This window comes from Paenibacillus sp. FSL H7-0716 (assembly GCF_038002705.1).
GTDB lineage: Bacteria > Bacillota > Bacilli > Paenibacillales > Paenibacillaceae > Paenibacillus_AQ > Paenibacillus_AQ odorifer.
The window spans coordinates 93,840-119,131 of the sequence record NZ_JBBODA010000012.1 but is presented as its reverse complement, the minus strand read 5'-3'; the positions used below and the strand labels follow the sequence as shown (position 1 = coordinate 119,131).

The following is a 25,292-nucleotide window of genomic DNA, read 5'->3' as shown; positions in this document are numbered from 1 at the left end:
AGTTAGTAAAGCGTTTACAATGTGGACGGACAGCTCTCAAGCGCCTTTGGGGGCGTGTGCGAAAGAGAGGAGAAACAAGATGCTTCAATTAACTTATGACAGAGAAGAGATTTTAAGGGTCATCGATAAAGTGGTCAGAAAAACAATGGCGATGGATTTAACATGGGACTGGCCTTGTGGTGTGGCTTATTATGGGGTAACCAGAGCTTATGAAACTACAGGAAATAAAGAGTATTTGGATATGCTTGTCCAGTGGGCAGATGAATATATCGAGCTGGGTCTGCCGGATTGGACAGTTAACACCTGTGCTATGGGCCATATGCTGATCACCTTGTATGAAGAAACAGGTAACCAGAAGTATTGGGATATTGTGATGAGCAAAGTGGATTATCTGCAGAACAATGCGCTTAGATTCGGAGATCATGTGTTGCAGCATACCGTCTCTATTTCTAATGATTTTCCAGAACAGGCATGGGCGGATACCTTGTTTATGGCGGCATTTTTCCTGCTCCGTGTAGGAAGCAAATTAAAGGATCAGGAAATGATCCAAGATGCCTTGAATCAATATTATTGGCATATCAAATACCTGCAAGATCCTAGCAGCGGGTTTTGGTACCACGGCTACAATAATGTGAAGCAGGATCACATGTCTGGACTATTCTGGGGCAGAGCGAATGCTTGGGGCGCATACACTATGTCGCAAGTTAAAAAGCTTTTGAAAGAATGGTATTTGTATCCCCAGTGTATGGACGTAGAGTGTTCGCTGCGCGATCAACTGGCCGCACTCAAGCTGGTGCAAACGGAGCACGGCCTGTGGCGGACTGTACTAGATGATGAGGAGTCTTATGAAGAAGTATCCGCGTCTTGCGGCATTGCGGCTGCTATGATCAATAACGGCAACCCGCTGCATACCAAATATGTGCAAAAGGCCCTGAAAGGTATTTTGAACAATATCAGTGATGATGGACGGGTACTAGGTGTTTCTGGCGGAACAGCGGTTATGAAGGATCGGGAAGGATACCGCAATATTCCAAAAGACTGGATTCAAGGCTGGGGTCAAGGCTTAGCATTAGCTTTTCTATCCGATATGCTTAAATAGGAGGGATCCAAGTTGTCCAAAAAAACAACGGGGGCCTTTACACTGCCGGGAGAATCCGGTTATGAGGCATTGACCCTGGAATTAGCTGAACGTTGGGGTGCTGATGTCATCCGTGACAGTGACGGCACACAGTTGTCCGATGAGATTATCAACGCAGGATACGGCATTTATTCTACAATCTGCATCATCAGAGATCACAACGAATGGGCGTCACAGAATTCAGACAAGCTGCAGCAGAGCTTTTTAATAACTAATCCGAAGGTAGCGGTACAAGATTATTTATCCATCTATCTGATGGAGGATTTTTTTGCTGAACAATTCCGAGTGAATGATTCCAAAGAGGCGTTTAAGTACTGGCAGGTTTTTGACCGAACGACGGGCGAAGAGGTTCCAAGAGAACAGTGGAATTATGAGCGGGAATCGGGAAATGTAGTCATTACCGGAATTGCACCTTGGCATAAATACACAGTCAGCTTCATGGTCTACCGGATTTGGGAAGAGATCTCCATGTACAATCACACCACGAATCACTGGGAAAAAGAGCATCTGATGCAGATCGATCCCATCTATGTAGAAACGCAAAAATATTTACTCCATTGGATAGAAGATTGGTGTCATAAGCATAAGGAAACAACAGTGGTTCGGTTTACCTCCCTCTTTTATAATTTCGCCTGGATCTGGGGCAGTGATGAGCGCAATCGCCATTTGTTCTCGGACTGGGGTTCATATGATTTTACGGTAAGCTCAAGAGCGCTTGATCTGTTTGCCAAAAAATATGGGTATTCGCTCACGGCCGAGGATTTTGTGAATGGTGGGAAATATCGGGTCAGTCATATCCCGGCGCAGCAGCGGAAGCTGGACTATATGGCATTTATCAATGATTTTGTCATCGAATTTGGTAAGCAATTAATTGATATTGTGCATAAGCACGATAAGCTGGCGTATGTCTTCTATGATGATAGTTGGGTTGGCATGGAGCCTTACAATGACCGTTTTGAGGAGTTTGGTTTTGACGGGATGATTAAATGTGTGTTCTCAGGGTATGAGGCAAGGCTTTGTTCTGGTGTAAAAGTAGATACCCATGAGATTCGGCTGCATCCCTATTTATTTCCGGTTGGATTGGGAGGGCTCCCTACGTTTATGGAGGGAGGTAACCCTACGCTCGATGCCAAAAAGTATTGGATTAATATCCGGCGCGCCTTGCTCAGAGAGCCTATAGATCGGATTGGACTGGGCGGATATTTGCATCTTGTAGAGCCTTATCCGGATTTTTGTGATTATATCGAAAAGATCGCGGATGAATTCAGAGAAATTAAAGAGCTGCATCATAAAGGCAAACCGTATCACATTAAGACGAAGGTAGCCATTTTACACACTTGGGGTAAATTGAGATCGTGGACTTTGTCCGGGCATTTCCATGAAACGTATATGCATGATCTGATTCATATCAATGAGGCTTTGTCCGGATTGCCGATTGAAGTCCAGTTCATTGATTTTGAAGATATCCGTAAGGGAGTATTACAAGAGTGTGATGTAGTGATTAATGCCGGCTCGGCAGGTTCAGCATGGAGTGGCGGAGAATACTGGAGTGACCATAAGTGCGTGGACTTACTGACAGCGTGGGTTTATGAGGGCGGTACTTTTATAGGTGTCAATCAGCCTTCGGCGCTTGAAGGTTATGACAGCTTTTTCAGAATGGCCCATGTGCTTGGTCTGGATGAGGATACAGGCTCCAAGGTAGCTCATGGAAGATGGACATTTGAGGCTAGAGATGAGCAAGATTTAGTGCCTGAAGGAGCCAGCATAACACCTAAAAATAACATTTATCTTACGGATGGCTCGGCAGCGGTATTGTGTGAAAAGAGTGGGATGATAACATTGTCTGCCCATGCCTTTGGTAAAGGAAAGGGGATCTACCTGCCTTCTTTCACCTTAAGCTTTGAAAATACAAGATTGCTGTTAAATGTGATTCGTTATGCCGGGAATGAGTTAAAGGACACAAAGTATATTACGGATAATTTATATACAGAGTGTGCGTATTATCCAGAAAGTAAAATACTCGTCGTGATTAACAATAGCGACCAGCTTCAAAAAACTACGATTGATACAGAATATGGACAACAAACGTTGGAATTAGATCCGTTTGATACTATTATCCGAACTATTGGCGATTAATTACATTAAAAAAGCTCAAGCCAGCGGCTAACTTGCCGATGCTTGAGCTTTTTGCTGTGAGGCCTATAGTATCTAGTATCTACTTATTTTGCTTTTATGAATTCAGCAGATTTGATCCCAGCTTGACGGCCGAAAATAATGATTTCTGCAACAGAGTTGCCGCCAATCCGGTTTTGTCCGTGTAAGCCGCCTGTAACTTCACCTGCCGCAAACAGACCAGGAATAGCTTCACCATCTTTATTCAGAACTTCTGTGTTCGTATTGATCTTCACACCACCCATGGTGTAGTGAATCCCAGGAGCAATTTTAATAGCGTAGAAAGGACCAGTGGACAGGTCATTGTCCATTCCTGTAGTTCTGCCAAATTCGGCATCCTTTTTATTCTTAACGGCGCTGTTCCAAGTATCAAGCGTTGTTGCCAGCTTATCCTCTGGAACACCGATTTCTTTGGCCAAAGCTTCGATGGAATCCGCCTGAATCACGAAGCCCATTTTGTCATATTGTTCAATAGCCTTCACACGGGATTTAACACCGGAATCAAAGACCAGCGTAGCTGCTTTTTCAGGCAGTGTATTGATGGAAGCCGTTACTTTATCACGGGTATCCAATTCGTTGGTGAAGCGTGTGCCTTCACTGGAAACAAGGATAGCGCCTTCCCCACGAACAGCTTCGCCGATGAGGTAGGATTTTTCTTGCTGCACAGTCGGGTGAACTTGGATTTGATCCATATCGACGGTTGTGCCGCCGAGTTTCTCAATCATCTTGATGCCGTCTCCGGTACTGCCGATTTGGTTAGTAGTAACGTAGCCTTCCAAGTCAGGTCTTACCTCGGAGATCAAATCCATATTGGCACCGAACCCGCCAGTGGTTACAACGACAGCATCTGCCGTAATTGTTTTTTCCTCTGTTTGGTTAAAGAGGACTTTGACGCCATTTACTTTGCCGTCTTTTTCAGTGATTTCTTTGACATCAGCATTCACAAAAAGTGGGATTTCTTTCTCTTGTACGTTTTTCACTAAACCTTTGACAAGGTATTGACCCACAGCAGAGCCATCTTCAGGACGGTGTGTACGTTTTTCGTTCATGCCGCCTGTAATGGTGATATTGTTCAAGCGGATTCCGATGGAATCCAGCCAATCGATCGCACTCGCGGAATTATCAACGAAGAAACGAAGCATTTCTTTGTCGTTAGTGTCATGGCCACCTTTTAATGACTCTTCATAAAATAAATCATTGCTGTCTTCAATGTTTTGTTCTTTTTGGAATTTCGTTTCAGAAGCATTCATTCCCGAAGAGGATTTGGTTGTGTTCCCGCCGGCAACCGGCATTTTTTCCAAAATAACAGGGTTCATGCCTTTCTCTTTGGCCTCAAGCGCTGCGGACATTCCCGCACCACCCGCACCGACAATGATGATATCATATTTATCTTTTAATTGATCGAATGGTGTGTAGCTTGCTTCAGATGCCCCGGAGACGGCTTCAACTTCTTTTTTCTCGTTGTTATTACTCTTGCTCTCGTTCACCTTGTCGTTTCCATTACCGCAACCTGCGGTAACGAGCATGACAGAGAGGACGAGACTCAGAGCACCAGCTGCTTTCTTTTTCATTGTTAACCCTCCACTTTTATATTTCTCTATTAAGATGTACCAAAAGAACCCGACAAAAAAGAAAGGAAGTATCAGAGGGAGTTGGAAGTGGAGAAGCGCGCGCGTCGCTGTTATTCTCCTAACTTCAAATCTTCTACGGTTACGTCCACAGTTTCCATCGTTATTCTCTTTAGTTCATCTTCTTATTAAGTATACCATCAATCATGACTATTAGTGAAAGTTTTCACAAATTATACAAGTCGTCTATTCTAACATAGGGTAACGAAATATTGAGCGGATTAGGCGGAAAATGGACCATAAACCATATAACTAGAAGATTTGGCGTGAGATTTTCTCACTGTAGAAGTGGTAACTGTCACGGATTAGTAAAGCGGTTTTTGTTCTTCTGGATTTTTAAATGGTAAAATGAGAGTATTGCCTACTAGTCAATCTGGAAAGACTAACATGAGACATAGAAACAAATTCTAATTAATAGGTGAGAATATGGAATTTAATAATGTAATAAAAGAAAAAGTAAAAGAGGATAACTATAAAGTGTTTGCTTTACTAAGCCGCTATTTGAATAATACCCCCGACTTTATTAACAAAGAAGAAATTGAAGAAATCGTAAACTGTGGTGTATCTTATGAATACGCTTTTGGTTTAATGCTGGCTGCTGCTTTTGGGATGGATACGGTTGATAATGTTGATGATAAGGAATTGTTCAACCAATATTTTAGCAATATGCTTCATAAGCTTGATGCAAATGAATATTATGACAATCCATATTATAAAAATATCAAGATACCCACTATAAAGATTAATAATAGTGAATTAAAATATGAAAAATATAAACCTTTTGAAGGTTTTGTTTGCAATGATATCATCCGGACAGAAGAGGGAAGACAAATTCCTCAGGTTGGTTTTTTTCAAACTGAATTCATGTTCCCGGCTGTCTTGGAGAATGACAGAATCTGGATGACGATCACGCCAAATGAAATAGAAACAATGAAAGAAGCTGTTGATAAAGCGTGTGGGAATGTTCTTACGTTTGGGCTTGGACTTGGCTATTATGCTTATATGGTTTCTGAAAAAGTTAATGTTGAAAGCATAACGGTTGTTGAAAAAAATCAAGATGTCATTGATCTATTTAATAAATATGTACTGCCACAATTCAGTAATGCTCATAAGATCAGGCTTATCCAAGCAGATGCTTTCGAATATGCAGAACAACATATGTCTAAGGAAAAATATGATTTTGTATTTACGGATTTATGGCATGATGTTTCTGATGGAATGGATATGTATTTAAAAATGAAAAAGTTTGAAAAGGAAAGCCCGGATACTGTATTTATGTACTGGATAGAACAATCTATTTTATGTTATTTGTAATTTTGAGTTGCGTAAATCTGTTGTAGCTGACTCTGAAAGGAAGAACCCATTTTTGAAAACTCCTATATCTATCATAAATTGGCTAGAGCACAACGAAATCATAAACGACTTATTAAATCAGGAAGACAGCTTAATTGCGCATACAATGGATCAAGGATTTGAAGCTGAGGTCATAAGGATTAATTCTGATCAAGAGAGCTATGTACTTAAAACATGGAATAAGGAATCCAGACCGGATGTCCAGTTTCAATATCGTTTATTGGATGTTCTATCCGAACGAGGAGTAGCCGTCTCTAAACCAGTGGGCTGGGGAATCAATCCGGAGGGATATAAGGTGTTGTTAACAGGTTTTGACGGAACCCCTATTCATAAAATGAATACTCGGAAAATGAAGGAACTCGCAAACCTATTAGCAAAAATACATAAAATTCGCGTTGAAGAGATTGGAAATATACAACTGCCAAAATACGATTTCATCGGCTACTTTTTCCCTGAAGCCAAAGAACAATCTGATATTTATAATGTGTTGACTATTCTTGTTGAGCAAACTCCAATGAAGCAAGACTGTATCATTCATGGGGATTTTCATATCGGAAATATAGTGGAGGATAAAGAGCGATATACCATAATTGATTGGACGAACGGCCAGTTGGGAGACTCTAGATATGATTTTGCCTGGTCACTTATTCTGCTGAAAATATATATCTCCGAGCGTTATGCTGATGTGTTCCGATCTGCTTATCTATTGGAAAATGATATAGATCAGGAAGAACTTGAAATCTTTGAAGCCTGGGCATGTCTACGGTGGATTTTGCTGAATAGAAGAGGTAGCACACCGAAAGGGCCTAATACAACGAAGAGAGTGAAAAGTTTAATCGCTGATAATCGGTTTTTAAAAAAGATGGATAGTAAATTCTTCTGATGTACGCAATATCCGCTTTTAAAAGCGGTAGGCTTCAGCAAATAGGACACGACAGATAGACCGCATGCCTTTGTGAGTGGGCGGTCTATTTGCGTACCCCTCTTTCTAAATCTCTTCTTTGCGAATTCCCACATATCCGATTTTCATTGGATTTTCAGTTTGGGTGTTTATAATGCTTTTTATGAATCGGGACAGTGGATTGTAAAGGGCTTTCGATTGCGCAAAGGAGGTTTTCCATGATAAGAGGAATTCAAAAAACATTGTATCTCATACTTGCATTCTTTATCGGTCTTTTTATCGCATCCTCCTTTTTTATTAGGGCGAAATATAATTATTTCGTATATGGGGACACGCCAATTTTGGAGAGACAACAGCTGGGTCTTTTTATTCTAGTGATCGCAGTGGTGCTGGCATTAAGCGTTATTTTGTATAAAATGTGCCTGAAGCTTAATAAGTACAGTTGGAAAATAGTCATTCCAGCCACACTGCTATTTTCTTTTGCAATCCAGATGGTGATTATCTTTCTGTTTCCACGCTTGCCGACGGATGATTCGCAGACAGTGCTTTCATTGGCACTCGACATGCTGTACAGGAATGATTATTCGTCGTTTGACACGAACGGCTATCTGCATATGTTTCCGTTTAATTTTTCGATCGTTTTATATTTAAAGACGTTGTTGTTGATCTTTCCGGATAATTATCTGGTAATCAAAATATTCAATATTCTGTTTTCACTCTTAACCTCATTAATGATTTACATGCTGTATAAAGAGCTCAATTATAAGTCCAAGGATAAGGATTATGGCATCCTCGTGTTTGCCGCAACCTATATCCCTTCATTGTTTATGAGTAATTTTATCTATAACGATGTGACCGCTACCGCTTTCCTGACAAGTGCTTTATATTTTGCCATAAGATTTATCAAAAGAAGGTCCATTAAGGATATTCTCTTCGCAGCTCTCTTACTGGCAATAGGCAACTATTTCCGCAGTATCGGTGTTATTTTTCTGATTACCGTGGTGGCGGGTCTTTTATTTAACATACGTTCTATCGGGGTGAAAAAGGTTTTTAGCGCTTTGTTTATCACGGCCATATTGTTTAATGTTCCCGGCTGGACGCAAAATGCTGTGCTGCAGGCGACGAATGTTGTAGATGAACCGATGAACGAAAATTCTGCACCTGTCTACATGTGGCTGAATATGGGGATCAATCTGGAGACGTTTGGGTTCTGGGACAACCGGGAGAGCTACGCTATCTATCAGCAGGATGCAAATTATAATAAGGCAGAAAGTACGGAGTTATTTAAAGAAGAAATCCGTAATAAACTCTCCGAGGCGGGCCTAAGTGACTTAGTGAAGATGTATTATAAAAAAATCGTTTGGACCTGGACGGAAGGAACCTACCAGATGGAACGATATGGGCTCGGAAACGACGGATCATCCAGTAACGGGGGAAGAATGGGCTTTGTCATGGACCGTTATAGCTACACTAATGCTGCTACGGATTTGTTTAAGGCAGACTCCAATTATAGAAGCGGAATGTTGTGGCTGCTGTATGTCCTGAATTTTCTGATGTATGTATTTATACTCGTTCGCTTAATTGGTGGAATAAGAGCCAAAAGATTTGAAGAGACCTCTTTGATTCTTGTGGTGCTGGGCTTTATCGGATTCTATCTTTTATGGGAGATCAAGTCCCGGTATATTTACCCGGTGTATCCGCTGCTGATCGTATTATCCTACATGGGTTTTAAGGACGTATACGATTATATGTTAAAAAGATATTTTCCACGTTAACTATGTTCGCTCGGAAAGAGGGGATTCAAAGATGCGGATCAAGCGATATTTCGCTTTGCTCATAGCAGTGCTAAGTTGTTCCATGGTGCTCGTCTCCTGCGATGCTATTACCGCACAGAAGATAGCGAGTACTGACTCCGGGTCAAGAGCGAACGGGGGACAGGGCTTCACCGGCGGGCGGGGTAAAGATGGGGGCGGATCTCCCGGCATGAATGGTGGGACAAGGAGAAACGGCAACCCAGGTACAGATGGCGGTGGCGCACAAAGTGGGCGGCAGTGAACAAATTTCATGAACTTGCCCCAAGCCTACGAAGATTAAGTGTGATAGGATAAGGTTACATTTAAATTCCCCGCGGGGGTAAGAAAAGGGAGCACCATGAGAATCATTATATCGCCTGCCAAGAAGATGAAGATGGATACGGATTTCTTGGATTGCCGCCAGATGCCGCAATTCATAAGCGAGTCGCAGACTCTTCTGGCCTTATTACAAAAGTTGAATTATGAAGAAGCCAAATCGTTATGGAAATGCAATGATGCCATCGCCACGCTGAATGTGGAACGGATTCGGGATATGGATGTAACACGGAATCTTACACCGGCTATTTTTTCTTATGAGGGTATCCAGTACCAGTACATGGCACCCGGGGTACTTCAAATGGAGGAGCTGGAATATCTTCAGCAGCATTTACGGATATTGTCCGGATTCTATGGAATCGTCCGGCCATTTGACGGCGTTGTTCCGTACAGGCTGGAGATGCAGGCTAAGCTTAGCGGACCTGGTTTCAAGTCTATCTACGAGTTCTGGAACAGGAAGCTGGCAGATCAGCTATTGTCGGAGACTGATATCATTCTGAATCTGGCCTCTAAGGAATACAGCAAGTGCATCTCCCCTTATATTGGCGGGAACGTTCGAATGGTTAGTTGTATATTCGGGCAGGAGATCGGCGGTAAGGTAGTAGAGAGAGCGACCCTGGTCAAGATGGCCAGAGGTGAAATGGTACGCTACATGGCTGAGCGGCAAATCAGCTGTGTGGAGGATATCAAAGGCTTCGACGGATTTGATTTCAGCTTTGCTGATGAGCTGTCGGATGAGAGTACGTATGTGTTTATTCAGAAAAAGAATGACTAGAGCAAGCAGTACATGAAGGTAATTCTGAAGGAGGTTGAATAACCGGCTTCAGGGTTACCTTTATTTTTTGGTCAACGAAACAACGAAACCAGATGCTGATTTCTAGTTTTTTTAAAGGGGATAGATTAGGGTATAGAGAATAAAGTTCGGGTGGAATAAGAACAGGTTAACGAGGAGGACTTATGATTTTCAAAAGAGATCCATTGGATAAACAGAGCTTACTTAAAGAATTGGATTCGCTAGGCTATTCTGACAGAATCAAAAAAGTAGCAATCTTAGGCCGTGATCATCTCGGATCTGTCCAGTACTCCCAATTACTAGCCTCTTTGCTGGAGGATGGCGTTTATGAAGCACGACTTGCCTTAATCGGCGCCATTGCAACACAAGATGCTGTTATTATTCTATCAGCACTGCGGCATCCCAAGGCAAGTATCAGAAATACGGCTGCGGGTCTTTTGGCAAAGGTGGCTTCGGATGCTGATATTGAACGTGAGCTCCCCCATTTATCCCATGATTGCCGTCGCAAGCTGCTGCACAGTATTTCACAGATTAACCGTCAGGAATTAGCGGAACGCTTATTGCCTATAGTGTATGCCCGGTGGGGAGCGGAGGAAGCCGCAATTATATTGCAGGCCTGTTATTCGGCAACGGTAAGTAAATGGCTTGCTGATATCGGGTATGCCATAAAAGACTGGAAGAAATTATCCAGCCGGCATCTTGACGTAGTAGCGGAATACTTTGCAACAACACTGGAAAGCACACCACTCAGGGAAAAAGGCTATGTCTGGTGGAGATTCTCATCAGCTCTGGAGATCCTATGCAATCTGAAGGCAGATTTGGTGCTGGAGTGTGCGCTGAATCATGGACCCATGGGCATCATACATCCTGCTTTAAAAGAACAGCTTGGCACGCTTGTACGCCAAAATCCTAATAAGGTGTATCAGCTGTTAACACGAACGGAGTCGCGGAGCGATCTGATTTCTTATGGCGTTCCTGAAGCTGTTCTTAAAAGGAAAAAATATTTATCCATTGATCAATGGATTGAGATAGCGAAACTACTCGCAGATCACCCTATGCACATAGCAAAGCTGCTTCATAATATTGCACCTTCTAACCGCAAGGTCATTTTTGATGCTGTGTATGAAGAAGATCAACGCAATGAACGTATTTTTCCGGAAAGATTACTGTATGTATTACCGCATGCCTTGCGTGACAAGGAAGCCACCCGGATGCTTGCCCTTCGTGAAATCAATGATGACCGGGAGAGAACAGTCAGATTTACAGCTTGCCGTTCTATTCTTCATTCAAGAGCGGGACTTGAACAAGCAGCAAAGGTATCCAGTGCAGACGAACGTGCCACGGCGCTTATGCAGCTGATCAGAAGTACCGTTCTGTCGAGACAGGGCATGAATGAAACTTTGGTGTACCTGGGCCGGATTAAAAATGATCAGGATCCTGTCCGGGGCGCTGTGTTTAAAGAGCTATCGGAAAGTCCTGCGTCTGTGTTCACGGATACCCATGTACAAGAGCTTACTTTGCTTGTTGATAGTGTTATAGAGGCCCGAGATACTTCATATGGTACAAAATTTTCCGTTCAACAACTGGCATTTGCTATTCTCCGGCATAACGCATTACTTCCTCAAGGTGAGCTGTTTAAGTTTTCTTTAAAGACGATTCAGAAATTGGCCAAGCAGAATGGGCAGCTTTCCCTTCCATCATTGGAGAAGAATTTACCCCGGGGAGTAGAAGAGATTATCTTCGACGAAATTTATACATTAGCTGTACAGGCCAACAAAAGAGAAGACTACAATCTGGTGTTAAGCCTAGCTAGCTCATTCGGTAAAAGAGGGTACGGCATCATAAAACTTCAGAATCTGTTAAAGGAAGCAACGAGGGCAAAGGCAGATTCTACAGCCATACAAGCGGCCAGATACTGGCTTGCGCCTCGTACAACGAGTGATGCCAGAGTTAAGGAATTATTAGCTTTAGATAAATCGTATATTACGATCCATGAAGTGTTCCAGCATCTGCATCTGAAGCGTCAGGAATGGCTCGATCCTTTTATTTCAGGGGCTGTCATTAAGGGCAAGTTCCTATCAGGCAAAACTATCTATCTTGTGCCGGCCGCGGATGGATTCCACAGATGGCTGCCACGTCAGCAACAAGCTTTAAGTGCCTTATTAGAAAAAATTGCATATGATGCCAAACGTAATCTTTGGGAGCGTGCAAGCGTTATTAAGATCATGGCAAGCATGCCTGATCTCGGTTCGGATAGGTTACTTGGGCTTATGCAGGATAAGGAAGTAACTGTAGTAGAAGCTGCACTTCATGCCTTTTCACTTACGGAAGAACCGGAGAAGGCACTTCCCGTTCTGCTGGAGAATCTGGATGGGGACCGGGCCCGTGTAGCCATGTACTCGATACCCAGATGCATCCGCAGGGTGAATCCGGTGTTACTGGTTACCATGCTGAAAGAGCTGCTGAATCGGGATAAGCTGAAGATCACTGTCAGAAAAGAAGCCATCCGCTTACTGGGCGCTTATAGAAGCGATGACAGTCTTCCGCTATTGATGAACGAGTTCGAGAAACCCAATGCACACAAGGATGTAATCATAGCCATAGGGCATGCTGCGAAACAGCTTTTAGATGATGAACGCGCTTGGGATATGTTAAGTACAATGGCTTCTTCCTCAGAAAGTGACATCGCAGGAAGTTTATTATCTCAACAGCCTAATGCTCTTCCGCTAGACTATAGACCACGTTATCTAGGATTAATCCTTGAAATTGCAAGGCACCAGGATGCGTATATTTGCAGATATGCTTTCATTTCTATGATGCGGTGGACAAATGGAAATGAAGGGATTGTTGCAGCTGCCACCGCTCAGTCTATTACGGATTTGGAAGACAGCACTAGATGGGAAACTGCTATGAACACGCTGGTAGAAACCTGTCGCGATGGTAAGATCAATGAGGTAGTAGTTGGTGTATGTCAGAGACTGGTTAGTGCAGCGATAAGTGATGATTGGAACGCTACTGCCAAAAGAGATTTGCCTCATCGGCAACGTCTACTGAAATTAGTCAACCAGCTGATAGCTTTGCCAAAAATCACCCGGATGCACCTTATCCCTTTGTATACGGATCTGATTGACTGTCTGGCATCTGATGAGACCTTACAGCAAGCTGTGATGAAATTGTATATAGCAGCAATAGACTGGAATAACGTGGAGGAATCCGCCAATTATCTGAATCGGATCGTTGCCACTATTTCAAATCAGCCCCAGCTATTAAGCGATGTTTATAAGCAGGTCGCGTATAATTTAGAAGAGAGCACGGGATACTGGAGTCCGGAAACTTTATTGGAAGTTGTAGATGTTCTAGGGTCTGAGAGCCGTTACGAATCTCAGTATATTGGACTTTCGCTACTTGAAGTTGCCGGAAGTGCTCTATTGTGGAGTCCAGAGCCTGCAGAGCGTCTGCGGTTGTACAGAGATCACACGAACCTTGCGGTTCGCTCACTTGCGCTAAATATTTGGACGGCGATAGATTAGTTTTTGATATTTTTTGAAAATATAAAACACCAAAAGTGCTCAGGCTGCAAATTAGCCTGAGCTCTTTTGGTGTTTCTTCAATTAAGCTTCCATCTTCTGTGCTGTGTAGAGGCGGTAATAAAGGCCCCGCTGTGCGATAAGCTCATCATGTGAGCCGCTTTCTGCGATGCCTTTGTTAGATACGTACATAATACGATCGCAGTTTTTTACGGTGGAGAGGCGATGCGCGATAATGAACGAGGTGCGTCCCTTAAGCAGTTCATTCAGCCCTTTTTGCAATAAGCGCTCAGTCTTCGCATCAATGGAAGAAGTGGCTTCATCCAAGATGAGAATGCGCGGATCTGCCAAAAGTGTTCTTGCGAACGAAATGAGCTGCCGCTGTCCTTGAGACAGCTTGGAGCCACGTTCATTGACCTCTGTCATGTAGCCTTGATCGAATTCACGGATGAATTCGTCGGCGCAAACGGCCTTTGCAGCGGCGATTACTTCTTCTTCGGTCGCATCCAGTCGGCCGTAACGAATATTGTCCAGAATGGTACCGGAGAAGATGAAGCTATCCTGTAACATAATCCCCATCTGGCTGCGAAGAGATTTTAACGTTACCTGCGAGATATCCTGGCCGTCGATCAGAATCTGACCACTGGAAATGTTATAAAAGCGTGAGATCAGATTGACGACGGTTGTTTTGCCCGCACCTGTGGGTCCTACCAGCGCGATGCTTTCTCCCGCTTTGACCTTGAAGGAGATATTCTCCAGAATATTAAGCCCCGGGTCATAGGCGAAAGTTACATCGTCGAAGGTGACATGGCCCTGTACAGATGGCAGTGTTTTTGCATCCGGAATATCACTGACGGTAACCGGTTCATCCAGCGTTTCGAAGATACGCTCAAGATAGGCAACGGCGTTGATGAAGTTATTGTACAGGTTCGAAAGACTCAGAATCGGCTGCCAGAAGCGGGCAGCGTAGCTGCTCATCGCCAGAATGACACCGAGGGTCATGTCTTGAGGACTCAGAGTTAGTAGGCCTACAAGGAAAATCAATGATGTAACAATCGTAGACAAGTTGTCTACAGAGAACGGAATAAGTAAGTTGTAACGTTGAGCCTTCATCCATTCTTTACGGAAATTACCTGCGAGACGTGTGAAGATTCCTTCGTTACGTTGTTCCCGGGAGAACATTTGTGTCACACCAATACCGCTGATGCTCTCTTGCAGATAGGCGTTCAAATTGGAGCTTTTGTTGGACACTGCTTGCCATGCCCGGCGTTGCCGGGTTTTGATCAGCAGCATGATGCCAAGGAAGACTGGCAGTCCGGCAAGGATGACAAATGAGAGTCGTACATCGACTGCGAACATGAAGGCTGCGATAAAGATTAAATTCACGATTTCTAGAATAAAGTTGATAATCCCGTTGGACAGCACATCTGAAACGGCGTTGACGTAGTTTACGACCCGGATAAGGATCTTGCCCTGTGGGCGGTCGTCATAATATTTGAAAGGCAATTCTTGCAGATGCTTAAACAAATCCGTTCGGATGTCAAAAATAATATCCTGCCCAACACTCGTCATGATGCGCGAGCGTATCGTAGCCAGATAAACACTGACCACGATGGTCACAAGCATCAGTGCAGCCCAACCCAGCAGTGCAAGCTTCTCTTTTGCCGGAATGGTCACGTCGATGACATGTTGCATGATCAGCGGAGCCGACAGTGAAATGGCTGCTGAAAGTGCACTGAGCACGAACGCAACAATCATTGGCGTTTTCTTTCGTTTGATATATACCATCGCACGCCGGAAGTGTTTTATATTAAACGGCGATTCAAGATTTTCATCGACGTCAAATTTATTCCTTGCCACTTGCGGTCACCTGCCTTCCAATACCCTCGTTCTGCAGTTTAAACACTTCGTAATAGTAACCACGTTTCGCTAGCAGTTCAGTGTGTGTCCCTTCCTCAACTAGCTTCCCGCCATCCAGAATGAGAATACGGTCGGCTTGCGAGGTAGTAGATACACGCTGCGCAATAATAATTTTCGTACAAGGATAGTCCAGTTCACGCAGACTTTTTTGGATATGCTCCTCCGTCTCAAGGTCGACCGCAGAGGTCGTATCATCGAGAATCAGGATAGGACGGTGTACCGCCAAAGCACGCGCTAAGGCAATACGCTGCTTTTGCCCCCCCGATAGTCCGACTCCGCGTTCCCCGACAACGGTATCATAACCTTCAGGCATTTTGGTAATGAAGTCGTGTGCGGCTGCGAGCTCTGCATAACCCATTGCATCTTCTTCCGGAAGATCAGGATCGCCATAGGCGATGTTTCCATCAATGGTATCAGAGAACAAAAGTACATCTTGGGTCGCCATGCCGATATTTCCACGAAGTTCATCAAGCTCCAGCTGCCGAACATCAACACCGTCTACGAGTACGCGCCCTTCAGCTACATCGTAGAAGCGGGGGATGAGGTTGATGATTGTTGTTTTGCCTGATCCTGTCGCGCCCATGATTGCTACAGTTTCACCGGGTTCAACGGTAAAGCTAATATCGTCCAGTACGATAGCGCTATCATATTTGAAGCGGACATGATCGAATTCAATACGGCCTTCATAACGGCGTTTGTCAGTGACAGTATGCTCGTTAACAATATTTGGCCGGGCATAATAGATATCTACGATTTTGGACAAGCTCGCAAAAAAGCGCTGAATGTCGTTGATAATGATACCAATGTTGCGCATAGGGTTGGATATAGCCCAAATAAGCGAAGAGAAGGCCATAAATTCACCGAAGGTGATCCGGCCGTTCATAAGGAACAAACCACCAACCAACATAAGAATTACGTTGAAGCCCTGAGCGAAGGATTCCAGATAAGGAAAATAATCAAGCCATACAAGGGCGGCCTTTTTGTTCGCCGTAGAATAGTTGACATTCTTCTCTGTGAATTTTTCGACCTCGAATTCCTCGCGGGCAAAAGCCTTGACCACACGGTTGCCTGAGATATTCTCCTGTGTAGTCGTGTTAAGCTGGGACAGCCGTTCACGCAGGTCAATATACATAGGACGGACGCGTTTAGCAAATATGTAAGCCACGATGAAAATGGGCGGTGACAGGATAAGCATCCACAGCGTCAGTTCCGCATCTATGGTGAAAAAATAGATAACGGCGGCAAGGAAGATCGTTAGCGATTCAATGATCGTCTTAAAAATCCAGGCCATAGAGTGACGGACCATGTCCAGATCGCCTGTCATCTTGGTCATGAGATCGCCGGTACGATTATGATCGTAGTATTTTCTGTCCTGTCCCTGAATTTTGTTGTACAAATAAATGCGGACATTGTACATCATATTTTGCGAGGATATCTCGTACTGCATAGTCGTGAAATATGCGAGACCTGTGCGCAGTAGAGAAAATCCAATCATGCCCAGACAGAGCATAATCAATAATTGCCGTTCTTGTGTAAGATTCTGCAGGGCGTTGTCACCGGCTATAAACGTATCGACAATGCGCTGACTGATGTACGGATTCACGATTGTAAGACTTGAGCCCACCACCGAAAGGCAGAGTGCCAGAATGTATCGCGTCCGGTTTCCCTCTAGGTTCTGCCATAGCCATTTCAGTTCGAACATCTGATCACCTGTTTCTGATTGTTCTTGTTCTTTCACTCTTGCCTGAAAAGAGTAAATAAAACAAAGTGATTATAACATTATCAAATGACTAAGTATCGTTTACGGTAAAATTTCCTTGTTACATTATTGTTACAAAAAAATGAACTTATTAATGATGTGAATTTCACCTTGTGTAATGAGGGTTTGCCATTCGGGCTTGGGCGTTCTAATTATGATAAACTGAGACAATGTAGAGTAATTAGACTTAGTTCGGATAGGGACAGGAGGAAGAGAAATGAGTTTTGTTGCTGTAAAAGGGGAGTACAAGCGTTACAAGATGGGCGAGAATGTAATTGTCGCGAATGACGGGATTGATTTTGAGATAAAAAAAGGTGAATTTGCCGTGATCGTCGGCCCAAGCGGTGCGGGTAAATCTACGGTGCTTAATATTCTGGGTGGAATGGATTCCGCCGATGAAGGTCAGGTCATTGTGGATGGCATTGATATCGCCAAGTTTAGTGCCAAGGAGCTGACAGGCTACCGCCGAAATGACGTAGGTTTTGTATTTCAGTTCTATAATCTAGTGCCTAATCTGACCACACTGGAAAATGTTGAGCTTGCTTCGCAGATTTCCCCGCGTGCATTAGATGCACGTAAGGTGCTGGAGGATGTGGGTCTGGGCGCGCGGTTAGATAATTTCCCGGCTCAGCTGTCCGGTGGTGAGCAACAACGTGTCGCTATCGCCAGAGCGTTAGCTAAACAACCGAAGCTGCTGCTCTGCGACGAGCCGACAGGAGCGCTTGATTATAACACCGGCAAGCAGGTGTTGAAGCTGCTGCAGGATACTTGTCGTAACACCGGGACAACGGTCATCGTAATTACACATAATCTGGCGATCGCTCCGATGGCTGACAGGGTTATAGAGATTAACAACGCTAAGGTACGGAAGATGGTGATCAATCCTTCGCCGGTATCCGTTGACGATATTGAATGGTAAGGAGAAGGCATCTATGAAAAAGCGAGCATTGTGGAAAGATATTTTTCGTGAAATTGGGCATACCAAAGCCCGGTTTATTTCGATTTTTGCAATTATTATGTTAGGCGTCAGCTTTTTTGCCGGAATCAAGGCCACTGGGCCAGATATGCTGAATACAGCTGGAACCTTTTACAAAGAGCAGCGTTTGATGGATCTGAAGGTGCAGACTAACTACGGCCTGACCGAAGACAACATCGGGTTACTCAGAAATGTACAGGGGATCGATGAGATTCAGCCGAGCTATAGCACAGATGTATTCATGGGTGATAATGCTTTAATACTTAAAGTCAATTCTTACAACACGGATAAACCACTTAATCAATACCGTATAATTGAAGGCCATCTTCCGGAGCATTCCGGTGAAATCGTGCTGGACGATAAGCTAGCGGAAGAATATGCGTTGGGTGACAAGGTATCTTTCAGTGGAAACGGTACGGATGCGGAGCTGTCGAACAGCTTCGAGACATTGGAGTATATCGTAGTTGGCTTTGTTAGAAGTCCACAGTTTATTGAGCAAAGTACCCGGGGCACCAGTGGGATCGGCAAAGGTACGGCGGATGCGTTCGCCGCGATCCCGGAGTCAGATTTCAAGCTTCCGGTGTATACGGAAGCCTATCTGTCCTTTAAGGATACAGCCGGGGTGAAGGCTTATTCGCCGGAATATGAAGATCTGATCGAACAGCATACCCATGCTGTAGAGCAGGCGATGTCCGGCGTGCCGGAAGCAAGGCTTGCTGAGCTGCGGGCGGAAGGCGAGAAAGAGCTTTCTGGTGGCCGCGCAAAGGTGGCAGCCGCCGAGCAGCAGCTTGCGGATTTGCAGCGCCAGCCGGAGGAAGTGCAGCAGAAACAGGCTGCAAGTATGAAGGCAATTGCTGCCGGACTTGCTTCTGCCAAGGAGGAATTGGCAGCAGGGGAGCAAAAGCTTGCAGAGCTGGAGCAGCTTAAGGTCTACGTTACTGACCGAAGCGCTAATCCGGGATATGCCGAATATAAAGATAACGCTGATCGGTTGTCGGCGATTGCCAGTGCGTTTCCTGTGTTCTTTTTCCTGATTGCTGCGCTGGTCAGCTTGACGACCATGACACGGATGGTTGAGGAGCATCGCCTGCAGATTGGGACACTGAAAGCACTTGGTTATGGCAACCGCGACATTATGGCCAAATTCCTGGTCTATGGTACGCTTGCCAGTCTGGCGGCTTCAATTGCGGGTCTTGCGGTTGGATTTACCCTGTTTCCGGGTATTATCTACGATGCGTATAGTGCAATCTATAACTTGCCGGATATCACGAAGAATTTCTATCTTTCGTATTCGATCATATCCGTTATCGTAGCGTTAATATGTACCACGTTGACGGCGTGGATTGCTTCACGGGTAGAATTACGCAGCAATGCTTCCGTATTGATGCGGCCGAAGGCACCAAAGAGTGGCCAGCGTATTTTACTGGAGCGGGTCACTTTTATATGGAAGCGATTAAGCTTTGTCCAAAAGGTTACCGCACGAAACTTATTCCGCTATAAGCAGCGGATGTTCATGACTGTATTCGGTGTGGCTGGCTGTACAGCGCTGATCCTGACGGGATTTGGTCTCAAGGATTCAATTGGCAGCATCGCCGGGTCGCAGTTCGGCACGATTATGAAATATGATGCACTTGTGGCACTGCATGAAGATGTGTCTGCCGATGTGCTAAAAGCCTACGAAAAACTAATCGATGGTGAAACTGCAGTAACTGGCACGCTGAGTGTGGCGCAAGAACGGATGACCGCACATGCTGGTGGTGTAAATGATCAAGAGGTTCATCTGTTCGTTCCTACTTCCGTTGACTCCCTATCCGATTTCGTGGAGTTGCGTGATCGAAAGAGTGGAGAAGGGCGGATGCTTACGGATGATGGGGCTATTGTCTCAGAAAAACTGGCTAAGCTGTATGGGCTGGAGTCTGGTGATAAATTGACCGTGGTGGACAAAGATAATGAGACGTTCGAGATTGAGGTCGCGGCGATTACAGAGAATTATGTAATGCACTATGTTTATATGACACCGGCGTATTATGCTTCTGTGTTCGGAGAAAAACCAGTATTCAACACAGAACTGCTGAACTACACCGCACATGATAAGACATGGGAAGACAAATTTGGTGAGAAGCTGACGGCTAATGAGGGCGTCGCTGCCATCAGCTTTTCCAGCAGTGTAGGCTCCGCCTTCGATGAGACTATGAAGAGTATGGACGTTGTAACCTTGGTGCTCATTGTTTCAGCGGCGGCGTTGGCTTTTGTCGTCCTCTACAATTTGACCAATATCAATGTGTCCGAGCGGATCCGGGAGCTGTCAACCATTAAGGTACTGGGCTTCTACGACAAGGAAGTAACCATGTATATTTACCGCGAGAATATGCTGCTTAGCCTACTCGGTATTGTGGCTGGATCGGGTCTCGGCATAGTGCTGCATAGCTTCGTCCTGAAGACGGCCGAGCTGGATGCGACGATGTTCGCTCCGATCATCAAGTGGCCAAGTTATATTTATGCGGCGCTCCTAACACTGTTATTCTCCGGTATTGTTATGGCGTTCATGCATATTAAGCTCAAACGAATCCATATGATAGAGGCTTTGAAGTCGGTGGAATAGCATCTAAAAATTCCAGAGCTGCGGCTCTTTCTATGGAATAGCGTCACTGGAGTCCGAAACTATGCTTCAAGGGCGATAAAGAGCAAATAGCGTCCTCTGGGTCCGTAAGGAACAGGGGATGGTTAGGAATCGCCGCTATCGTTCGCTATTGGATGCCATCCGATGATTTCTGACGATATTGTTTGCTATCTGAATTTATGCCCGAAGCTATCGGACCCAGAGGACCCAGAGGACCCAGAGGACCCAGAGGACCTTAAACGCTGGATTATCCGTCATTTGGAATGATATCGGACTCCATAGCAGCTATTGGCATAAAAAACGCTAGATGTGAGGCTCTTTCTATGGAATAGCGACACTGGAGTCCGAAACTATGCTTCAAGGGCGATAAATGAGCAAATAGCGCCCCCTGGGTCCGTAAGTAACTGGAGATGGTTAGGGACTGACGCTATCGGACGCTATTGGATGCCATCCGACGATTTCTGACGATATTGTTTGCTATCTGAATCTGTGCCCGACGCTATCGGACCCTATCGGACCTAGAGGACCTTAAACGCCGGATTATCCGCCATTTGGAATGATATCGGACTCCATAGCAGCTATTGGCATAAAAAACGCCAGAAATGATGCTCTTTCTATAGAATAGCGACACTGGAGTCCGAAACTATGCTTCAAGGGCGATAAATGAGCAAATAGCGTCATCTGAGTCCGCAAGCAACAGAGAGCTTTGATTTGGCGATGTGCGTGAGGGTATATGCGTAGATTTAGAAGTAGAAGCAGAAGTAGAAGTAGAAGCAGAAGTAGAAGCAGAAGTAGAAGTAGAAGTAGAAGTAGAAGTAGAAGTAGAAGTAGAAGTAGAAGTAGAAGTAGAAGTAGAAGTAGAAGTAGAAGTAGAAGTAGAAGTAGAAGTAGAAGTAGAAGTAGAAGCAGAAGTAGAAGTAGAAGTAGAAGTAGAAGTAGAAGTAGAAGTAGAAGTAGAAGTAAGTGTAGATGAAGAAGCAGAATTAGAGGTAGAAGTAGATGTAGATACAGCTGAGCCGAATACTCGGAGCCGCTCCGCCTCTCCGCTCCTAGCTTCGCCAACCTAAACTGCAGACAACTAAACAACAGAGCAGCGTTCTCAAACGAGAGAATCGCTGCTCTGTTGTCTTTTACGATACTAAAATGCATCGAACTGTCTCCTGAATAGGAAAAAGCTACTTAAGCGACATGTGCAGGATAGGAAAAGGATTACCTTGTTCATCAAGTGCTGTCCGCTCAAACACCTGAAATCCCATATGCTCATAGAAACCTAAAGCTTGGGGATTTTGCTCATTCACATCTACGAGGTGTACGTCGAGTTCCTGCATGACATAAGCTACGAGTGCTTTTCCAACGCCTTTTCCCATTGCAGCAGGTTCTACAAACAGCATTTCAATCTTATTATTCTGAACCCCTATGAAGCCAATCACCTGCTCTTGATCATCTGTAAAAGCAAACAAATCGCTTATGCCCTCAAGCGCCTGCGTGACCAGCGGCCGCAAAGCATCAATATCCTGCTCGGATAGAAAAAGATGAGTATGCCGCACGGATGATTCCCAAATGTTCAGTAGACGGTTTAACAATTCTTCATTTCTAGTTGTGAAGATTTTTATTGAGTCCATATCTTTCCCTCACGATGCAATCTAATTCGAAGAAGAAGCTGCAGCCGCAGCTGACGCAGCCGCTGCCCCGGCAAGAGCAGCCTGCTGAGCAATTATAATATTGGTAATGTTGGTGGAAAGCATCGTAGTTAATACGCCGGTTTGCACATCCTCCACAGATCTGAAGGCTACCAGTGCAGAAGACAAGAGCAGTAATTCCTGCTTGCCAATAGACCAGTTCCCGAAGCTCTTTTTTGTACGCAAAAATTCGTAAGTCTCCCAGACATCAGTAACGATGTCCTCCTTGTTGCAAGGGAGCAGGGATAACACGCCCAGTGAGGAGAGGGTATATTCCTTGTCTAGCCGGATACCCTGTGCACGAAATGTATCTCTTAATGCCAATACACGGTCCGCTGCTTGAGGGGCTTCTTCCCCAAGAATCAATACCTGGGTCAGGGCCTGCACACTGTTGCCTGACATAAACTCGGGCTTAAGCGTTACATAGAGCTGCTCCATGCGGTCTACGCCACTCTCAACATCGATATCGGAAAGCCCAAGCATAGCGGAGAAGATATAATCGTCCTGTCCGGTAAGGAAACGATGTTTTGCCTTCATACTATCGTAAAATAGCTTTGCCCGTTCTACCGTACGCTGATATCGATCCGATGTTGCATTAGCAGCGATTTGATAGGCAGCAACGACGAGATAATCAGAGGCTCTGAATTTGGCTTCCTTCATTAAATCATACACGGCAAGTGTGTTTGCAAGCAGAGTTTCCTTCTCGTCAGAAAGAGAGAGCAGGGCGGCAATGCTGATCACCGAAGCTCCTCTAAATTGAGAGAAAATCCCGGTACTCTCCTTAATTAGCTCGTAGCTAGCACGGATAGCTTCGTCATCTGCAACTTTGTCCTCTACAGCATACAATAGTGCCGCTAACCGGTTAACCATTGCATTTTGCCATGGGAAAGCTTTTTTGATCCTCTGAGCGTTGTCTGCGAACAATTCAAGCCTAGCTGGATAATGCTCCTTCATTGGATACACCTCTTATCTCTACTTTTAATTCATAACATTACGAAAATCCCGTGTTGTAGATTCATTTTACTATAAAAAATAAATCGGTTGCCCACGAAAGCGGCCTACCAATAGACTAGAGGTTGTTCAGGTAACCCAATGATTGATTTACTATGAGGATGTTATAATAATTATAAGATGGATCGGCAGGGGCTTAAATGACAACAAAGGAGAAGTGCGACGATGACTGAGAGAATACCTGAAATCGTATTGAACGATGGAGTGAAGGTGCCTGCTATTGGTTTTGGTACCTACGCGTTAAACGGTACTGAGGGAGCACAAAACATCACTAAGGCGATTGATGTTGGCTATCGTCTGATCGACACTGCGTTTAATTATGAGAACGAAGGTGCGGTAGGCCAGGCTGTTCGGCAAAGTTCTGTGCCTAGGGAAGAGCTGCTCATTACTTCCAAGCTGCCAGGACGCCATCACTCTTATAAAGAAGCGTTGGCTACGATACAGGAGTCTTTATTCAGAGCCGGATTGGAATATTATGATTTCTATCTCATCCACTGGCCTAACCCTAGAGTGAATCTATACGTTGAGGCCTGGCAGGCGATGATCGAGGCACGTAAGCAAGGTTTGATCCGCTCCATCGGTGTATGTAACTTTTTGCCGGAGCATATTGAGCGTTTGATAGTTTGATACAAGAAACTGGTGTAGCGCCGAGCATGAATCAGACTGAGCTGCATCCTCATTTTAATCAGGAAGAACAGCGTGCATGGAACAAAGAGCATGGGGTAGTGATTGAATCGTGGAGTCCATTGGGACGGGCTAGCAGTGTACTGGAAAATGAGAAAATAGCGGAAATAGGCAAGGTTCATAATAAATCAATATCGCAAGTTATCTTACGTTGGCATATACAGCTTGGGGCTATTCCCATTCCAAAGGCTTCTTCTCTAGAGCATCAGCGTGATAATCTGAATATTTTTGATTTTGAATTATCGGAAGCGGAGATGACCATTATTTCCGGATTAACCTCGCCAACAGGCCGCATAGCTGATCAAGATCCCGCATCGTATGAAGAATTTTAATAAATTTAACTACAACACGCCATTTATTGGCGTGTTTTTTATATATTAGGCTCTTACGAGCTCTTTGGCATACTGTTTGCCAGACGAGAGCAGGTTGTCGCTCAGTTCAGGATCTTTAACCGTCCGTGCAAGAACAAGGGAGCCAACCATAGTACTGAACAGTGCGCTACCTTTGGACGCGTCAATTCCCGCCAGATCAGAGATAAAAGCAATCATCCGCTCCAGTTCCTGCGTGAATACCTGCCGAACTTCTTCTGAGGAACGGGATATTTCGCTAGAGAGGGCAGGGATAATGCAGCCCATCTCCATTTTGTCGCGGTGATACGGACTTAAATAATAATCAATGACAGCATTGATTTTGGGATTCTGCTCTTCCTGGTCAGCGACCTTCTGCAGAAGTGCGATGGTATCGCTGATGGCATACCGGCAGGCTTCCGCGACAAGCTGTTCTTTGTTGTCAAAATGGGAATAAAACCCCCCATGAGTTAATCCGGCCCCCTTCATAATGAACGGAACGCTTACATCGTGAATACCATTGGTGCGAAAAGCCTGAGCAGCACTTTCAACGATTTTATTTCGCACTTTTATTTTATGGCCTTTGGGATACGGCATTGTAATCACTCCACAGCTTCATAGTTCTACTTTTAAAATATTATAGGCGTCATAATAA

The 25,292-nt window shown here is 44.6% G+C and carries 17 protein-coding genes and 1 pseudogene; 12 read left to right on the top strand and 6 right to left on the bottom strand.

What is annotated here, in order from left to right:
• Nucleotides 1-79: 79 nt before the first annotated feature.
• Both MHH60_RS16950 and gnpA read left to right on the top strand, forming a co-directional pair.
• Nucleotides 80-1,099, top strand: a complete 1,020-nt coding sequence (locus MHH60_RS16950; protein ID WP_076136849.1) for a glycoside hydrolase family 88/105 protein — start codon at nt 80-82, stop codon at nt 1,097-1,099.
• A gap of 12 nt (nt 1,100-1,111) precedes the next feature.
• Nucleotides 1,112-3,274: a 1,3-beta-galactosyl-N-acetylhexosamine phosphorylase gene (gnpA, locus tag MHH60_RS16945; protein ID WP_076136847.1), complete on the top strand. Its 2,163-nt coding sequence runs from the start codon at nt 1,112-1,114 to the stop codon at nt 3,272-3,274.
• Nucleotides 3,275-3,357: 83 nt separating this feature from the next.
• On the opposite strand, the gene MHH60_RS16940 is transcribed toward gnpA, so the two are convergent.
• Nucleotides 3,358-4,881, bottom strand: a complete 1,524-nt coding sequence (locus tag MHH60_RS16940; RefSeq protein WP_036684833.1) for a flavocytochrome c — start codon at nt 4,879-4,881, stop codon at nt 3,358-3,360.
• 483 nt (nt 4,882-5,364) lie between these two features.
• Here MHH60_RS16940 and MHH60_RS16935 point away from each other — a divergent pair, with 483 nt between their 5' ends.
• From MHH60_RS16935 to MHH60_RS16910, 6 genes are all read left to right on the top strand, one after another.
• Nucleotides 5,365-6,252, top strand: a complete 888-nt coding sequence (locus tag MHH60_RS16935) for a spermine/spermidine synthase domain-containing protein (protein WP_256715177.1) — start codon at nt 5,365-5,367, stop codon at nt 6,250-6,252.
• Between the two features lie 52 nt (nt 6,253-6,304).
• Nucleotides 6,305-7,174: an aminoglycoside phosphotransferase family protein gene (locus MHH60_RS16930; protein ID WP_076136845.1), complete on the top strand. Its 870-nt coding sequence runs from the start codon at nt 6,305-6,307 to the stop codon at nt 7,172-7,174.
• A 236-nt stretch (nt 7,175-7,410) separates the two neighbouring features.
• Nucleotides 7,411-8,967 (top strand): glycosyltransferase family 39 protein, encoded by a 1,557-nt coding sequence (locus MHH60_RS16925; RefSeq protein ID WP_076136843.1) that lies wholly within the window; start codon nt 7,411-7,413, stop codon nt 8,965-8,967.
• Nucleotides 8,968-8,998: 31 nt separating this feature from the next.
• Nucleotides 8,999-9,247, top strand: a complete 249-nt coding sequence (locus tag MHH60_RS16920; RefSeq protein WP_076136841.1) for a hypothetical protein — start codon at nt 8,999-9,001, stop codon at nt 9,245-9,247.
• Nucleotides 9,248-9,343: 96 nt separating this feature from the next.
• Nucleotides 9,344-10,096: a peroxide stress protein YaaA gene (yaaA, locus tag MHH60_RS16915; protein WP_076136839.1), complete on the top strand. Its 753-nt coding sequence runs from the start codon at nt 9,344-9,346 to the stop codon at nt 10,094-10,096.
• Nucleotides 10,097-10,278: 182 nt separating this feature from the next.
• Nucleotides 10,279-13,644, top strand: coding sequence for a hypothetical protein (locus MHH60_RS16910; RefSeq protein ID WP_076136837.1), 3,366 nt, complete (start codon nt 10,279-10,281; stop codon nt 13,642-13,644).
• Nucleotides 13,645-13,725: 81 nt separating this feature from the next.
• Here the strand turns inward: MHH60_RS16910 and MHH60_RS16905 are convergent, their stop codons facing one another.
• The gene (locus tag MHH60_RS16905) at nt 13,726-15,501 is read right to left on the bottom strand and encodes an ABC transporter ATP-binding protein (protein WP_076136835.1); all 1,776 of its coding nucleotides are present in this window, start codon (nt 15,499-15,501) and stop codon (nt 13,726-13,728) included.
• On the bottom strand, nt 15,488-17,263 hold the full coding sequence (locus tag MHH60_RS16900; protein WP_076098706.1) for an ABC transporter ATP-binding protein: 1,776 nt from the start codon (nt 17,261-17,263) through the stop codon (nt 15,488-15,490). The genes MHH60_RS16905 and MHH60_RS16900 overlap by 14 nt, the downstream gene beginning before the upstream one ends.
• 274 nt (nt 17,264-17,537) lie before the next feature.
• On the opposite strand from MHH60_RS16900, the gene MHH60_RS16895 reads away from it, so the two are divergent.
• The 3 genes from MHH60_RS16895 (at nt 17,538) to MHH60_RS16885 (ending at nt 21,983) form a co-directional block, all read left to right on the top strand.
• Entirely contained in the window at nt 17,538-18,239 is a 702-nt protein-coding gene (locus MHH60_RS16895; RefSeq protein WP_036684849.1) for an ABC transporter ATP-binding protein, read from the top strand.
• A gap of 13 nt (nt 18,240-18,252) precedes the next feature.
• Nucleotides 18,253-20,898 (top strand): FtsX-like permease family protein, encoded by a 2,646-nt coding sequence (locus MHH60_RS16890; RefSeq protein ID WP_076136834.1) that lies wholly within the window; start codon nt 18,253-18,255, stop codon nt 20,896-20,898.
• A gap of 737 nt (nt 20,899-21,635) precedes the next feature.
• Nucleotides 21,636-21,983: a hypothetical protein gene (locus MHH60_RS16885; protein ID WP_341161149.1), complete on the top strand. Its 348-nt coding sequence runs from the start codon at nt 21,636-21,638 to the stop codon at nt 21,981-21,983.
• A 108-nt stretch (nt 21,984-22,091) separates the two neighbouring features.
• Here MHH60_RS16885 and MHH60_RS16880 read toward each other — a convergent pair whose 3' ends face one another.
• Nucleotides 22,092-22,538, bottom strand: a complete 447-nt coding sequence (locus tag MHH60_RS16880; protein WP_076136832.1) for a GNAT family N-acetyltransferase — start codon at nt 22,536-22,538, stop codon at nt 22,092-22,094.
• Between the two features lie 21 nt (nt 22,539-22,559).
• Nucleotides 22,560-23,549: a DUF4003 family protein gene (locus MHH60_RS16875; protein WP_076136830.1), complete on the bottom strand. Its 990-nt coding sequence runs from the start codon at nt 23,547-23,549 to the stop codon at nt 22,560-22,562.
• Nucleotides 23,550-23,771: 222 nt separating this feature from the next.
• On the opposite strand from MHH60_RS16875, the pseudogene MHH60_RS16870 reads away from it, so the two are divergent.
• Nucleotides 23,772-24,622, top strand: a pseudogene (locus tag MHH60_RS16870) (aldo/keto reductase).
• A 45-nt stretch (nt 24,623-24,667) separates the two neighbouring features.
• On the opposite strand, the gene MHH60_RS16865 reads toward MHH60_RS16870, so the two are convergent.
• A complete protein-coding gene (locus MHH60_RS16865; RefSeq protein ID WP_076136828.1) occupies nt 24,668-25,234 on the bottom strand; it encodes a TetR/AcrR family transcriptional regulator in 567 nt (188 codons plus the stop codon).
• Between the last annotated feature and the right edge of the window lie 58 nt (nt 25,235-25,292).